Annotated in this window: 16 protein-coding genes; 7 read left to right on the top strand and 9 right to left on the bottom strand. The window is 41.0% G+C overall.

Translation table 11 applies throughout. The annotated features are described in order from the left end of the window. The first annotated feature begins 64 nt into the window (after positions 1-64). The gene (locus ACU0NF_RS04425; RefSeq protein ID WP_445660260.1) at positions 65-403 is read left to right on the top strand and encodes an MGMT family protein; all 339 of its coding nucleotides are present in this window, start codon (positions 65-67) and stop codon (positions 401-403) included. Between the two features lie 69 nt (positions 404-472). On the opposite strand, the gene ACU0NF_RS04430 is transcribed toward ACU0NF_RS04425, so the two are convergent. After that, entirely contained in the window at positions 473-913 is a 441-nt protein-coding gene (locus ACU0NF_RS04430; RefSeq protein ID WP_445660261.1) for a universal stress protein, read from the bottom strand. Positions 914-1,517: 604 nt separating this feature from the next. Between ACU0NF_RS04430 and ACU0NF_RS04435 the strand changes: the two genes are divergently transcribed. Further along, on the top strand, positions 1,518-2,207 hold the full coding sequence (locus ACU0NF_RS04435; RefSeq protein ID WP_445660262.1) for a hypothetical protein: 690 nt from the start codon (positions 1,518-1,520) through the stop codon (positions 2,205-2,207). Between the two features lie 87 nt (positions 2,208-2,294). Here the strand turns inward: ACU0NF_RS04435 and ACU0NF_RS04440 are convergent, their stop codons facing one another. After that, complete coding sequence (locus ACU0NF_RS04440; RefSeq protein WP_445660263.1) at positions 2,295-2,930, bottom strand: CatB-related O-acetyltransferase; 636 nt, start codon at positions 2,928-2,930, stop codon at positions 2,295-2,297. Between the two features lie 106 nt (positions 2,931-3,036). Then, a complete protein-coding gene (locus ACU0NF_RS04445; protein WP_445660264.1) occupies positions 3,037-3,441 on the bottom strand; it encodes a RidA family protein in 405 nt (134 codons plus the stop codon). A gap of 142 nt (positions 3,442-3,583) precedes the next feature. Between ACU0NF_RS04445 and ACU0NF_RS04450 the strand changes: the two genes are divergently transcribed. Further along, entirely contained in the window at positions 3,584-4,177 is a 594-nt protein-coding gene (locus tag ACU0NF_RS04450) for a TetR/AcrR family transcriptional regulator (protein WP_445660265.1), read from the top strand. 73 nt (positions 4,178-4,250) lie between these two features. On the opposite strand, the gene greA is transcribed toward ACU0NF_RS04450, so the two are convergent. From greA to carA, 3 genes are all read right to left on the bottom strand, one after another. Then, positions 4,251-4,727, bottom strand: coding sequence for a transcription elongation factor GreA (gene greA, locus ACU0NF_RS04455; protein ID WP_370984100.1), 477 nt, complete (start codon positions 4,725-4,727; stop codon positions 4,251-4,253). 90 nt (positions 4,728-4,817) lie between these two features. Continuing rightward, a complete protein-coding gene (carB, locus tag ACU0NF_RS04460; protein WP_445660266.1) occupies positions 4,818-8,048 on the bottom strand; it encodes a carbamoyl-phosphate synthase large subunit in 3,231 nt (1,076 codons plus the stop codon). Between the two features lie 14 nt (positions 8,049-8,062). Continuing rightward, complete coding sequence (gene carA / locus ACU0NF_RS04465; RefSeq protein ID WP_445660267.1) at positions 8,063-9,202, bottom strand: glutamine-hydrolyzing carbamoyl-phosphate synthase small subunit; 1,140 nt, start codon at positions 9,200-9,202, stop codon at positions 8,063-8,065. Positions 9,203-9,512: 310 nt separating this feature from the next. On the opposite strand from carA, the gene ACU0NF_RS04470 reads away from it, so the two are divergent. After that, on the top strand, positions 9,513-9,986 hold the full coding sequence (locus ACU0NF_RS04470) for a hypothetical protein (RefSeq protein ID WP_445660268.1): 474 nt from the start codon (positions 9,513-9,515) through the stop codon (positions 9,984-9,986). A 178-nt stretch (positions 9,987-10,164) separates the two neighbouring features. Here ACU0NF_RS04470 and ACU0NF_RS04475 read toward each other — a convergent pair whose 3' ends face one another. Both ACU0NF_RS04475 and yhbY read right to left on the bottom strand, forming a co-directional pair. Continuing rightward, on the bottom strand, positions 10,165-10,704 hold the full coding sequence (locus ACU0NF_RS04475) for a DOMON-like domain-containing protein (protein WP_445660269.1): 540 nt from the start codon (positions 10,702-10,704) through the stop codon (positions 10,165-10,167). A gap of 5 nt (positions 10,705-10,709) precedes the next feature. Next, positions 10,710-11,033 carry a ribosome assembly RNA-binding protein YhbY gene (gene yhbY, locus ACU0NF_RS04480; protein ID WP_067868089.1) on the bottom strand — a complete coding sequence of 108 codons (324 nt, stop codon included), beginning with the start codon at positions 11,031-11,033 and terminating at the stop codon, positions 10,710-10,712. 194 nt (positions 11,034-11,227) lie between these two features. Here yhbY and rlmE point away from each other — a divergent pair, with 194 nt between their 5' ends. From rlmE to folP, 3 genes are all read left to right on the top strand, one after another. Next, the gene (rlmE, locus tag ACU0NF_RS04485) at positions 11,228-11,878 is read left to right on the top strand and encodes a 23S rRNA (uridine(2552)-2'-O)-methyltransferase RlmE (protein WP_131386088.1); all 651 of its coding nucleotides are present in this window, start codon (positions 11,228-11,230) and stop codon (positions 11,876-11,878) included. Positions 11,879-12,009: 131 nt separating this feature from the next. Beyond that, positions 12,010-13,899, top strand: coding sequence for an ATP-dependent zinc metalloprotease FtsH (gene ftsH, locus ACU0NF_RS04490; protein ID WP_131386086.1), 1,890 nt, complete (start codon positions 12,010-12,012; stop codon positions 13,897-13,899). 136 nt (positions 13,900-14,035) lie between these two features. Beyond that, the gene (gene folP / locus ACU0NF_RS04495; RefSeq protein WP_445660270.1) at positions 14,036-14,893 is read left to right on the top strand and encodes a dihydropteroate synthase; all 858 of its coding nucleotides are present in this window, start codon (positions 14,036-14,038) and stop codon (positions 14,891-14,893) included. Between the two features lie 49 nt (positions 14,894-14,942). On the opposite strand, the gene ACU0NF_RS04500 is transcribed toward folP, so the two are convergent. Beyond that, positions 14,943-15,497 (bottom strand): hypothetical protein, encoded by a 555-nt coding sequence (locus tag ACU0NF_RS04500; protein ID WP_445660271.1) that lies wholly within the window; start codon positions 15,495-15,497, stop codon positions 14,943-14,945. Positions 15,498-15,646 lie beyond the last annotated feature (149 nt).

Here is a 15,646-nt window from a genome sequence, read left to right on the forward strand (position 1 = left end):
AAGAAGCCTTCAAAGGGCTTTTTTTATGTTTGATAATATTCATTAAATGATTTAAGGACACTCTATGCCACAACATTTCAGTCACTCTAGTGATGAATTGGCCCGTCAAATCTTGCAGGTGGTTGCCTTAATTCCTTATGGAAAAGTGGCTTCATACGGACAAATCGCCAAGCTAGCAGGTTTACCCAAACATGCGCGTCTAGTCGGTTATGTTTTAAAGCATCTGGAAGATGATGCAAAAATTCCTTGGCATAGAGTGATTAATTCACAAGGGAAAATTAGCCTAAGTAAACTGGATGATCATGGGGATAATATTCAACGCTTAAAATTATTGGAAGAAGGCGTGATGGTGATTGGGGATCAGATTAATTTAAAACAATATCAATGGATGAATGATGGATAACAGCAATAAATGCGCTGAAGTGAGCGATTTCCCACCTTTATAAAAAGATGGGAAAGGTCAAGCTAATTATTATTCCCGGACAATCAGTACAGGAATATGTGATTCACCCAGTACGCTTTGTGCAACACTGCCGAGGAAAAGTTTTTTCAAACCTGTACGACCATGTGAACCAATGATAATCAGGTCTGCATGATTTTCTTGTGCTGCTTTGACAATTTCACGATGGATGACTTGTCCTTCAAGCAGTTTGGTTTCTACCTCAATACCTTGTTCATTAAATTTTGCTTTTGCAGCATCCAGCGATTCAGTGATTGCTGTACGCGCACGTTCAATTAAATCATTAGTTTGATTGGCAGAGATATACTCCGCTGCGATATAGGGGTCGAGTGATAGCACCTGAACCACTGTAACTTTGCTGCCAAATGCTTTAGCAAACTCAGCCGCTTTTGCAACAGCTGCATATGCAGTTTCTGAACCGTCAACAGGGACTAAAATATTATGATAAGACATGTGCATTTCTCCTTATAATCATTACTCTAACGGATACTTTTAAGACCATGATTTATAGCGTGTAAAACTGTTTACACTCCGATACTAGCTGTATTTTTTGGAAAATAAAACCTAGTAAATTCATAGGGATAATTAGCACCGATAAATGATTTTTATAATTCAATCTAACATGGATTGGATAGAAATTTAGAGGGTTTAAAACTAAAGTTTGATGAAATTGTAAGCAGATTTTTAATTTGAAATTATATGTAAAAATAGATGCAAACTGCCTTTGAAAATTATCATATGATAAGTGTAGTAACTTATTAATAATGAATTAGAAATGACTGAAATAAAGCAATTGAATTGGCAGCGTGATGATTTTGAAAATATTAAAGAAGCTTGGGAGGGAGATCTTTGGGAGAGAAAGTGTTTAGGTATTCAGCTCACACATTTATGTTGAAGGTTTGTAGGGGAAGTGCTGAACTTACTTTGGATGCGTGTTAGGAGCTATATAGGATTTAATAAATTTTAGCGTCAGGTTGTGACGTAAGATAAGTTATAAATAGATAAATTTGTATCAATAATTGCTATATTTACTCGATATTTAGAAAGAATAATTGTGATGCATAAATCTAATTTTGATTCGGATGAAACTTTTGACTCTATAGATGACTTTTTAGATAAATGTTGTACTTATTGGAATCTAACGGGTGATCACACCAGGAATATTTATCAAACTGAATTTGATGAAGTAGATATTATTGGTGAGCTTAATAATTTATTGCTTAAGTTGAAACCTTCAAAATGCCCATTACAGCAAATTACAGGCTATAAAGCATTTGAACTCAGTATCGAGTCGTTATTTTGTTCTGCTTATACAGAGAATATGGGGAATTATAAAGAATGGGTATTTGAAAATAGGTATCAAAGTTTTCAAATAGAATTTTCTCCATGCCCTTTAATGGAGCCTAGTAACTTTTGTCCAATTTATACTTTTTTCTTTTCTTTTTTATTGGATACTCAAGATGATTTTAAAATTAAAGCATTTTCTTTTGATGCGTTATTAGATTGTGTTCGTGATTTTGATGACTATAAAAATGGCATCGATTGGGCAGATATGACAGATCATTTACCGAAAAATTTCATGGATCACGAGCATGAAATGTTTGATGAAATTTTACGTATTGGACGACAACCTATTATTGAGATTTTAACCTTAAGCCTAAAATGTCTTGAGAATGATTATGCTGCTATGAGGTATCTTAATAGTCGCGAGTTTGTTAAAGAACTGAGATTAACTGTAGATTTATGATTAATTAATCATAAATTAAGAATGTGCAAATTTTATAATTATTGTAAATATTTAGAAGAAAATATCATTATTAATTTTTTACCTCATCTATCTTTTTATTTCATTTTGCATGAGATAAGTACTAAGTTTTTCCACATCATCCATCTGCAACTGATCACGCATTTTTAAAAACTGCTTTTCGTCTAGGTCATAGAGCTTAAGTGAAAGCAGCTTTTCTATATCTTCCTCAGGGAAACGGTATTTAATAATTTTCGCAGGCACACCACCAACCACGGCATAAGGTGGCACATCTTTAGTGACCACAGCACCTGTTGCCACAACTGCGCCTTCACCTAAGGTAACACCTTGCATGATCATGGCACGCGAGCCAATCCAGCAACCGTCACCAATGACAGTGTTACCAGCAGGCACAAAACTGCGTGTATCGAACGGAAAAGCTGAAATCCAGTCAGTACGGTGCAATTGATTACCACCCATCATAATCACGCATTCTGCGCCAAAACAGACAAAATTGCCGATAAAAAGCTGATCAATCAGTTTCTCTACGGTTGCAGGTTTGTCATGTAAGTAACGCACTACACAACGTTCAAAACCTTGATCCCAGTATGCTGAATAGTAAGAATAATTCCCTTTGATATGAATGTTCGGGTTTTTCACCGTTTTAGAGATGAACTCGAACTCACACCAATGATTGACAGGAGAATTAATTAACTTTTCAGCCATAAGGGAGATACAAAAAATAAGGAATGAGAAATTATACCTAATCGACGTCTAAACTTGCTGAACAATATCTAAAAGATACTCAAGCGACTGCAAATAAAGCCAATGATTAGGTTAGGGCCGATGCTGTAGGAATACGGGCAATCACTTTAATTTCAAAATCAAAACCTGCCAGCCAGGTCACGCCCACAGCTGTCCAGTTTGGATAAGGCTTTTGATTAAACACTTGTTGCTTAACTTTCATAATACTTTCAAACTGCTTTTCAGGATTGGTATGAAAGGTGGTGACATCGATAATATCATCGAAAGTACAGCCAGCCGCTGCCAAAGTTGCAGCTAAGTTTTTAAAAGCCTGTTCTACCTGTTTCTCAAAATCAGGTTCAGGTGAGCCATCTTCACGGCTACCGACTTGACCAGAGACAAAAAGTAAATCTTGCGATTTGATCGCAGCAGAATAACCATGCTCTTCATACAGGGAATGGCGGTCTTGGGGAAATATTGCAGTTTTAGTCATGGCTATTCTCATTAAAAAGCGAGTATGAAAAAATTTATTTTAAAAGCGGATCGTAGTTTAACATACGCTCCGTATGTAAACATAATTGACATACGGGTCGTATGTCAATTAAAATTTTTGCAATGATGAAGTGGTAATAGAAATGTCTGTTCGTGAATTAAAAATGGCCGAGACCCGTAAAAAACTGATTGAAGTGGCACGCCGTGCATTTGGGGAATATGGCTATGCGGACACTTCAATGGATAAACTCACGGCAGAAGCAGGGCTGACCCGTGGAGCGCTGTATCATCATTTTGGCGATAAAAAGGGCTTATTTGCTGCGGTGGTCGATCAAATCGATTTAGAGATGGCTTCGTCTGCCCAGCAACATCTGGAGCAGCCTGATGATCTTTGGGAAGGCTTGATGCTGGAAGGGCGGACCTATATTCAAAATGCCTTAAATCCTGAATTTCAGCGTATTGTGCTGCGCGACGGTCCTGCGGTGCTGGGTGATCCTGCACACTGGCCAAGTCAGAATAAATGCTTGCAGTTTACCCTTGAGTGTGTGGAACAATTACTGGCAGCAGCTCGGATCAAGGCCGTCGATCCTGAAGCTGCTGCCGTATTTTTAAATGGTGCTGCCATGAATGCTGCACTATGGGTCGCCTCTAGCGAATATCCTGAGCAGGTACTTCCTGAGGCCTTACATGCATTTAATTTATTTGCATCGGGATTTTTAAAAGAAGTGAAAAGCTAAGCGGTTTATGTCAGAGAGCTGAATATAAAAAACCCCTCAATAGAGGGGCTTTAAAAGTATTCAATCTTTAAAATTAAAGATAGGCAACTTTCACAATTTCGTATTCCACTTCACCTTGAGGCGTTACGATTTTCACTTCATCGCCTTCGCTTTTGCCCAAAAGACCACGAGCAATAGGAGAGTTCACAGAGATCTTGTTGATCTTAAAGTCTGCTTCATCATCGCCTACAATTTTGTAAGTTTTTTTCTCTTCAGTATCCAGGTTTTCAATCGTTACTGTTACGCCGAAAACCACACGACCGTTTTGTTCAAGTGCTTTAACATCAATCACTTGCATTGCACCGAGTTTACCTTCGATGTCTTGAATACGGCCCTCACAGAAACCCTGTTGCTCGCGAGCAGCATGGTATTCCGCGTTTTCTTTCAAATCCCCATGTTCACGCGCTTCAGCAATAGCCGCAATAATACGTGGACGATCAATACTTTTTAATTGATGTAATTCTTTCTCTAAGGCTTCTTTGCCTTCGGGAGTCATAGGATAACGTTGCATTGTTGTCCCTCTAATTGAGTATAAAAATAAATGGTTTATAAATGAAAAAATCCCGCCACCAATAAGGTGACGGGACTTATCGGTAATTTATTAACCTACTGTTAAATCTTGCAAGCGGTATACATCCATCGGCAATTTAATTGCTAAAGCTTGGCATACAGCATCAGCACCATTCAAGGTTGTGGTGTAATACACTTTACCTTGAAGCGCAGAGCGACGGATTGAGAACGAATCCTGCTGAGCTTGTTTACCTTCAGATGTATTGATAATGAGGTGAATCTCGCCATTTTTCAAGCGATCTACGATATGAGGGCGACCTTCGGTTACCTTATTCACACGTTCACATTCAATACCGGCTTCAGTAATCACTTTATGCGTACCACTTGTTGCTACAAGTTTGAAACCGTAATCAACAAGTTGTTGTGCAATGCGTGCAACATGCGGTTTATCTGACTCACGTACAGACAAGAATGCGTGTTTCACTTCACCTTCGGTTGGTTTACCTGGCAAGCGATCATTCGAGCCTAACACAGCTTTATAGAATGCTTCACCAAAAGTTGTACCCACACCCATCACTTCGCCTGTAGATTTCATCTCAGGTCCAAGAATTGGGTCAACACCCGGGAATTTCGCAAATGGGAACACAGCTTCTTTAACAGCGAAGTGAGTCGGGATAATCTCTTTGGTAAATCCTTGAGAGACTAAAGACTGACCTGCCATACAACGTGCAGCCACTTTCGCCAAAGACTCACCAATACATTTAGAAACGAAAGGCACAGTACGTGATGCACGTGGATTCACTTCCAGAATGTAAACGTCGTTGCCTTTAACCGCAAACTGTACGTTCATCAAACCAATTACGCCAAGCTCTTTCGCCATCGCAACAGTTTGACGACGCATTTCGTCCTGAATCTCTGGAGATAGAGAATAAGGAGGAATAGAACATGCTGAGTCACCAGAGTGAATGCCGGCTTGTTCAATATGCTGCATGATACCGCCAATCACCACATCTTTACCGTCAGATACACAGTCAACATCGACTTCAGTTGCATCATCAAGGAAGTGGTCAAGCAATACAGGCGCTTCGTTAGAAGCTTGAACTGCATCACGTAAATAGCGTTTCAATTCGTCGTCGTTATAGACGATTTCCATTGCACGACCACCAAGCACGTATGAAGGACGCACCACAAGCGGGTAGCCCACTTTAGACGCTTCAGCCATACCTTCTTCAGCAGATTTAACAATGCTGTTGCTTGGTTGACGAAGTTGCAGACGTTGAATCATTTGCTGGAAACGTTCACGATCTTCTGCACGGTCAATCGCATCTGGTGATGTACCGATAATTGGCGCACCGGCTTCTTCTAAAGCACGAGCCAATTTAAGCGGAGTCTGACCACCGTACTGTACGATAATGCCTTTAGGCTTCTCGATACGCACGATTTCTAAAACATCTTCAAGTGTAATTGGTTCGAAGTACAAACGGTCTGAAGTGTCGTAGTCGGTAGAAACGGTTTCAGGGTTACAGTTCACCATGATAGTTTCGTAACCGTCTTCACGCATTGCAAGCGCCGCGTGTACACAGCAGTAATCGAACTCGATGCCTTGACCGATACGGTTAGGACCGCCACCGATGACCATGATCTTGTCACGAGTTGACGGATTTGCTTCACATTCTTCATCGTAAGTTGAGTACATGTAAGCAGTATCAGATTCGAATTCTGCAGCACAAGTATCGACACGTTTGTACACTGGAGTTACGCCCAGGTTCCAACGGTGTTTACGGAATTGTTTTTGTGAAATACCCATCAAGTGCGCAATGCGAAGGTCAGATAAACCTTTGCGTTTGAACGAACGGATGTTGTCGGCGTTCAAATCACCGAAGCCAAGCGTTTTGATCTGTTCTTCAGATTTAATGATGTCTTCGATTTGGATCAGGAACCATTTGTCGATGTTGGTTGCTGCGAACACTTCATCAAGGCTAAAGCCGTGACGGAATGCATCAGCGATGTACCAAATACGCTCAGGACCCGGAACTTTAAGCTCTTGAAGGATTTTATCTTTCGCGCCATCAGCACCAATTTCGATTTTCTCATCAAAACCAGAAGCACCGACTTCAAGACCACGAAGCGCTTTTTGCATAGATTCCTGGAAGTTACGACCAATGGCCATCACTTCACCCACAGATTTCATCTGTGTGGTTAGAATTGCTTCAGCTTGCGGGAATTTCTCGAAGTTAAAACGAGGAATCTTCGTTACCACGTAGTCGATTGCAGGTTCGAATGATGCAGGTGTGGTACCGCCAGTGATGTCATTTTTCAATTCATCAAGGGTGTAACCGACAGCCAGTTTCGCTGCAATACGTGCAATCGGGAAACCGGTTGCTTTAGATGCAAGTGCAGATGAACGTGATACACGCGGGTTCATCTCGATCACAACCATACGGCCGTCTTTCGGGTTAATACCGAATTGAACGTTCGAACCGCCAGTTTCCACACCAATTTCACGTAGAACAGCAATCGAAGCATTACGCATCAACTGGTATTCTTTGTCTGTCAATGTTTGCGCAGGGGCAACAGTGATTGAGTCACCGGTGTGAACACCCATAGGATCGAAGTTTTCGATCGCACATACGATGATACAGTTGTCGTTTTTGTCACGAACAACTTCCATCTCGTACTCTTTCCAGCCAATCAATGATTCATCGATTAAAAGTTGGTGAGTAGGCGAGAGGTCGAAACCACGTTCACAGATTTCAATGAATTCGTCACGGTTGTAAGCAATACCACCGCCTGAACCACCCATGGTGAATGATGGACGAATAATAGAAGGGAAGCCGAGTTTCGCCTGAATCTCAAATGCTTCTTCCATAGTGCTTGCAACAGCAGCACGTGGGCATTCAAGACCAATACGACGCATTGCGTCATCAAACAATTTACGGTCTTCTGCCATTTCAATGGCATCTTTACTCGCACCGATCAATTCAACATTGAATTTTTCTAAAATGCCATGTTCATCAAGTGCAAGCGCACAGTTCAACGCTGTCTGACCACCCATAGTAGGAAGGACAGCATCTGGACGCTCTTTCTCGATGATTTGTGCAACAGTCTGCCAAGTAATCGGTTCGATATACGTTGCATCAGCCATTGCCGGGTCGGTCATAATGGTCGCTGGGTTAGAGTTCACCAAAATAACGCGGTAACCTTCTTCACGAAGGGCTTTACATGCTTGCGCACCTGAGTAGTCAAACTCACATGCCTGACCGATCACAATCGGACCCGCACCAATAATTAAGATGCTTTTAATGTCTGTACGTTTAGCCATGATCGCTTCCTTAATTACTTCTTAGACGCTTCGATAAGTTCGATGAAATGATCGAATAATGGTGCACAGTCATGTGGACCAGGACTCGCTTCAGGGTGACCTTGGAAGCTGAACGCTGGTTTGTCCGTGCGATGCATACCCTGAAGGGTTTGATCGAACAATGAAACGTGCGTCGCTTTCAGGTTTGCAGGCAAGGTATCAATTTCCACTGCAAAGCCGTGGTTCTGAGAAGTAATCATCACTGTACCATCTTCAAGATTTTGTACAGGATGGTTTGCACCGTGGTGACCGTGAGGCATTTTCACCGTTTTAGCACCAGAAGCAAGCGCAAGGATTTGGTGACCTAGGCAGATACCAAATACAGGAATCTCGGTTGTTTCAACAATGGTTTTTACAGCTTCAATTGCGTAATCACATGCAGCTGGATCGCCAGGGCCGTTCGACAGGAACACACCGTCCGGATTTAATGCGAGAACTTTTTCTGCAGGCGTTTGAGCTGGAACTACAGTTAGTTTGCATCCGCGATCAGTCAGCATACGTAAGATGTTGGTTTTGACACCGTAATCATATGCAACAACATGGAATTTAAGTTCAGGTTGAGAGAAGCCTTGACCCAATGTCCAAGAACCTTCCGTCCATTCAAAACCGGTCGGGTCACAGCATTCTTTCGCCAGGTCCAAACCGTTCAGGCCGCCAAATGCACGTGCTTTTTCTAAAGCCTCTTGTTCTGTAATGTTGTCACCCGCAAGGATGCAACCATTCTGCGCGCCTTTCGCACGTAAAATTCGTGTCAATTTACGTGTATCAATATCAGCAATCGCAACAACATTGTGTTGTTGAAGATATTCACTCAAAGATTGATTCGCACGGAAATTGCTATGCAATAAAGGAAGGTCACGGATAATTAAACCGTTTGCCCATACCTTATGAATTCGACCTGACTCAGCGTCTTCATCATTACAACCTGTATTACCAATGTGCGGGTAAGTCAAAGTCACAAGTTGCTGTGCATAACTTGGGTCAGTCAAAATTTCTTGATAGCCAGTCATTGCTGTATTAAAAACGACTTCACCAGTCGTACTACCCGATGCACCGATAGACGTACCTTTAAAGATCGTTCCATCTGCGAGGGCTAAAATGGCGGGAGTGCTCAAACCAAAGCTCCTGAAATTTAGGCTGTAAAAAAGCGAGAAGACGAAAAAAAAGGAAGGCTATTTTTTTAACCAACCCTCCCTATGTCTGCTCGCTTGAACTTAACACGGCATTATACGCAGTCGGCCTGTTGAAGTCCATGCCATTTATGCCGAATATGTAAGATAAATACCTTGTGTTTTGAATAAAAGTCTGTTTTGAGCGTATGTAGGTAAAATGTAAGCAAATGAGAATTGTCTGACAAATCAAAACTTAAATTTTATCAAATCGACTAGTCTAAAGCTCTCATGTAATAACTCTAGGAATAAAGCCATGACTACAGAACAAAAACAAGTTAAAGCTAAACCTGCCTTAAAAGAGGTGGTCGCTGAAGGTGCCGAAAAGTTGGGACAAGCGTCTAAAGAGGCACAGCAAAACGTAACACAGGCGATGTCTGAATCGGCTGAAAATGTTAAAGCTGAAGCCAAAGAAGTGCAGGCTGATGTACAAGTTCAAGTTCAGAATCTGAAACAGGATCTCATACAGCGTCTCGAGACCATTAAAAAGCAACTTAATTTTTCACAAAAAGATTTAGCTGAATTAAAAGAATTTGTTAAATCTGAATTAAATTCAGTGATTGATGAGTTATCGAAAATGGGTAAAGAGCTGAAAGAAGATGTCAGCCAAATTTCTGTTAAACATAAAGATCATCTGGCTGAGACCTTCAAGCGTTCAAAAGAACATACTTTAGATGTCTGGAAAAAAGTATCAGAAAAAGCTGAGGAAAAACCAGCTTTAAAAAACTGATTTTTTATTCAAAGCAAAAATGAAAAACTAAGGGGTCGGGAATATGCGCAATATGCAATATTTCCTGAATCCAAATATTGAAAAAATAAAATAAGTATTGAAAACATAAAAACTGAAAGCATAAAAAAGTGAGGTCATGTGCCTCACTTTTTTATTTACCGAATATCCGTACTATCTTTTAGAACTGATGTAGCCAATCACGTTTGTTGTGAAAGTCTGCATTCGGGCTGCTGTGTTGCATCGCGTAGTATTGAGTACCTTGTGAGGTGTTCAGTACAGCACTTAAACCCAAGAACATATCCGACCATTTTAATTTGTGCTTTAACATAAACTCGGTCAAATCCAGGCTCACATTTAAACCGTAATGTGTGCGTTTGAGTTGATTCAGTTCAATGTCATTTGCAGCTTGCGGAGGCATATCTTCAGGATAACGATATTCCTCGAATTGATAGACCTGCCAAGCTTGTGAAGGAGAGAGGTTAATCTCCCGATAGAAATCTTCGTCATGCACGCCAATAAAAATTTCATAACAGGTATTTTCCCACAAGAAATCTTGACGTGGGTTACCCTGTTCTAATTCAGGCCATTGCATGAGCTGATTTGGATCACGTAGCCAATAGCCCACATTTAAACCATATGGACCTTGTTGTTCAATCGCGCCCACTAAAGAGATAGATTGAAAGCGACGATCGAAAGCATTAAGTTCGTAACTGGCCATACAGCTTAGTTAGACAAATGTGCGTGGCGTACAAGATTCGAAAGTTTTGGATTTTGTTTTGCAGCTTTTTTATAAAGCAATGCAATTTTACCAATCGTTTGTACTATTTCAGCGCCAGTCACTTGAGCAATTTCGTTAATTGCAGCAACACGTGCTTCGCGATCTTCACCGGCAATTTTAACTTTAATCAGTTCATGATCATTTAAAGCACGGTTTGTTTCTTCGATGACATTTTCAGTCAAACCTTGACCGCCAAGCATAACCACTGGGTTAAGTGCATGTCCGATTTGACGCAAACGCTTGCGTTCCTGAATTGATAAAGCCGCCATAAAGATAACCTAATTTTAAAAACGGCTTAGTATAGCAAATGCCAGGTTTAAACGCTTTATATTCTGTGAAAAAATCAATTTCGTTTATTGAAAAAAACATACCAAAGATCAGATTTAGATACAGATGTATACTGCAAGGGATATATTTTTCACGTACAATCATGAATTAGAAGTTTTTTATTATTTAGAGAGTTATGGCGACACGCATTACCAACCAAAAGTTATCGAAAAGCAGTCGAGATTGGATGCGCGAGCACTTAGACGATCCGTTTGTGAAAAAAGCACAAAAGGAAGGCTATCGTGCGCGTGCTGCCTATAAGCTTCTTGAAATGCAAGAAAAATACAAAATTATCAAACCAGGTATGACCGTGGTCGATCTGGGTGCTGCCCCGGGTAGTTGGTCGCAAATTGCCGGAAAATTAGTCGGCGATAAAGGTTTGCTGATTGCTTCCGATATCCTGGAAATGGATGCATTGCCTGATGTCACCTTTTTGCAAGGTGACTTCCGAGAAGAAGAAGTTTTCGAAAAATTGTTAAATATTTTAAATGGGCGCACTGTAGACGTTGTAATTTCAGATATGGCCCCCAATACATCAGGTAACAAGGCTGTAGATCAACCGCGTCAAATCTACTTGTGTGAACTTGCTTTAGATTTCGCCAACAAGGTTTTAGGACCGAAAGGGCAGTTTGTAGTTAAGGTTTTCCAGGGCACAGGATTTGATGAATTCCGTAAACAAGTCGTAGATAGCTTTGATGTTTTAAAGACAGCAAAACCTGCTGCTTCACGTGCCCGTTCTAAAGAAGTATTTTTGATCGGACAAGGGCGCAAGAAGGCTTCTAAATAAAGTTTACTTGCCAAGACGTTAAAAATTGTGCATTTTGTACATTTTTAAAATATTGCAAAGCTGATCTTCAGCTTAAATTAAGGTCATCCATTTTGGGCATGATCAAATTAGATTGATATGGGAATAAAGCTTTGAGCGATCTCTTCAAGAATGCCGTATTGTGGCTGGTTATACTCGGTGTGCTGATTCTAATTTTCAGCAACATCAGTGACCGCAATCAACCGACAGCAATGAATTATTCAGAGTTTGTTTCAGCGGTGAATGCTGGTCAAATTAAGCAAGTCACAATTGATGGTGAAAGAATTCGTGGTGAAAAAACAAACGGTTCAGAGTTTGAGAGTATCCGTCCTGCGATTCAAGACCCAGAACTTATGCCAAACCTCATTAAACAAGGCGTTGTGGTAGAGGGTACTGCTCCTGCGCGTCAAGGTTTGTTGATGCAACTTCTTATCGCCAGCTTCCCTGTACTTTTGATCATTTTGTTATTCATGTTCTTTATGCGCAACATGGGTGGTGGTGCCGGTGGTAAAAGCGGACCGATGAGTTTTGGTAAGTCAAAAGCAAAAATGCTTTCCGAAGACCAAATCAAAGTAACGTTTGCAGATGTTGCTGGCTGTGATGAAGCTAAACAAGAAGTTGTAGAAATTGTCGATTTCCTGAAAGATCCAACCAAATTTAAACGTCTCGGTGCAAGTATTCCACGCGGTGTTTTAATGGTTGGTCCTCCAGGTACCGGTAAAACTTTACTGGCCAAAGCCATTGCAGGTGAGGCAAAAGTTCCATTCTTCAGTATTTCCGGTTCTGACTTCGTTGAAATGTTCGTGGGTGTGGGTGCGTCCCGTGTCCGTGACATGTTTGAACAGGCAAAACGCCATGCGCCATGTATCATCTTTATTGATGAGATTGATGCAGTGGGTCGTCACCGTGGTTCAGGTACTGGTGGTGGTCACGATGAGCGTGAACAGACATTGAACCAAATGCTGGTTGAAATGGATGGTTTTGAAGGTAACGAAGGTATTATCGTTATTGCTGCAACCAACCGTGCAGATGTATTGGATAAAGCCTTACTTCGTCCAGGTCGTTTTGATCGTCAAGTAATGGTAGGTCTTCCTGACATTAAAGGTCGTGAACAAATTCTAAATGTTCACATGAAAAAATTGCCTTCTGTTACAGGTGTAGATGTAAAAGTTCTGGCACGTGGTACCCCTGGCTTCTCCGGTGCACAATTGGCGAATCTTGTAAATGAAGCGGCACTCTTTGCAGCACGTCGTAACAAGAACACAGTCGATATGCATGACTTTGAAGATGCAAAAGACAAGTTGTATATGGGACCTGAACGTAAATCGATGGTACTTCGTGATGAAGAACGTCGAGCTACGGCTTACCATGAAGCAGGTCATGCGATTGTTGCTGAAAGTTTGCCAGGTACAGATCCGGTGCATAAAGTAACCATTATGCCGCGTGGTTGGGCTTTGGGTGTAACTTGGCAGTTACCTGAGTTTGATCAAACCAGCCATTATAAAGACAAAATGTTGAATGAACTTTCCATTTTGTTTGGTGGTCGTATTGCTGAAGAAGTATTCATTAATCAAATGTCTACCGGTGCATCAAACGATTTTGAACGTGCAACGAAAATGGCACGTGCAATGGTAACCAAATACGGTATGTCTGACAAAATGGGCGTGATGGTCTATGAAGAAGATGCACAGCAATCTTTCATGGGCAGTATTGGTAGCCGCAGTATTTCTGAAACGACTCAACTCGAAGTGGATCGCGAGATTCGTCGAATTCTGGATGAGCAATATAAAATTGCACGCGATATCTTGGAAAGTAAGAAAGATGTTGCCCATGCAATGGTTAAAGCGTTGATGGAATGGGAAACTATTGATCGTGACCAAATCCGTGACATTATGGAAGGTCGTGAACCTCAACCACCTAAAGTATATATTGCTGACAATCCAGTGATAGATGTAACACCTACTGATGGTCCAGCAACACCACCACCATTACCTGCAAGCTAATGCTTTAGGTTTGGTGTAAAAAAGAGTCTCAAATGAGGCTCTTTTTTATGCTTAAAAATTGAGAGTTTGAAAAGATTTCAGCCAGAGTAAAAGCAACTCTTGATACACTGTGGATTAGATATTAAGGAGAGTTGTTATGCGGTTGATGCCATTACCAAAACGAGTATTGCAATGTGGACGGCTAAGTCTGGATTTATCTCAACCGCATGTCATGGGCATTTTGAACGTCACCCCAGACTCTTTTAGTGATGGTGGGAAGCATAATGGAAAAGATCAGGCGCTAACTTATGCACTGCAAATGATGGCTGATGGAGCAACGGTGATTGATGTCGGTGGCGAATCTACACGTCCGGGAGCATCGGCTGTGGATGTTGAAGAAGAAATCCGTCGTGTGGTGCCGGTGGTAGAAGAATTATCAAAGCATGAGGTGATTATCTCGATTGATACTTCACAACCGGAAGTGATGCGTGCAGCAGTGCAAGCGGGCGCCCATATCTGGAATGATGTGCGTGCATTAACCCGTCCACAGGCACTCGACACTGCGGCTGAACTGAATATACCTGTCATCATTATGCATATGCGTGGTGAACCCACCACCATGAATAATTTAGATCAATATGAAGATGTAACTACAGATGTAATTAAAGAGCTACAACAGCGTGTCGATGATGCTTTAACAGCAGGAGTAAAACCTGAGAATATCATGATTGATCCGGGTTTCGGTTTTGCTAAAAATGCACAGCAAAACTTAAAATTATTAAATGAATTTTATAAATTAAATGACATGGGCTATCCTATTTTATCTGCACTTTCCAGAAAGCGTTTTATTGGTGAAGCACTGGGTGGGGCGGATGCACAAAACCGTGCCATAGGTTCGGTCGCAGCACATCTGATGAGTATTCAACAAGGTGCCTGTATGGTGCGAGCGCATGATGTGAAGGCGATGGATGATGCAATTAAAGTCTGGAATGCAATGAATCAACTAGGCGTATAGGCAAAAAAGCTCGATAGCCTATCGGGCTTTTTTTTGCTTTAATAGCTCATCATTTAGCTTCATTCTCAAGCGAAGAATGGTGAACAACAATGCGTAATTTACCTGCGTTATCTTTTACAAATTTCCAGGTTTTATCGACAGTGGTCACTTCACCATTCTTGTTGGTGAAGTGAACTTTACCTAAACTGGTTGCACTGTCGCCCGATATATTTATAGCAGCATTATCGACTTCGCATTTTTCCCAACCAGCGAGTGCAAAGCCTTTGTCACTAGGAAAATTTGGGTTTCCTCCCACAAAATAAGACAAAGCGCCTTCTTTTGTCGTTCTGGCTGTTTGTGGATTGGTTGTTAAAGTGGGTTTAAATAACACCGGCCCATCCTGATAAAAATATGCATTATCAATCACCTGACTAGCGAGATCATTTGCTGCCTGTTTTCCGCTTTGATCGTATGTTGAACTGATATCAAGTAACGATTTACACCACGCTTGCTGTGCAGCTATAACTTTGCTTTCAGAAATAATATTGTTTTGAGTATTTGTTGTGGGAGTTGTAGAGCATGCGGTGAATGTTATTCCAAGAAATGTAACTAAAATGGCTTTCATAACATTTCCCTATAAAAATTAGGTTTTTATTTTATAAAGTAACTTTTATTTAAATCATAGCAATGCTATCGAATGTATCGAAAACTCAACCAAACCCCTACATGGAATTAAAAGATTAAATAAATGAGTAATTTAGTTGGTTAGGTGAG

The sequence above is a fragment of the Acinetobacter sp. F16 genome (assembly GCF_052712855.1).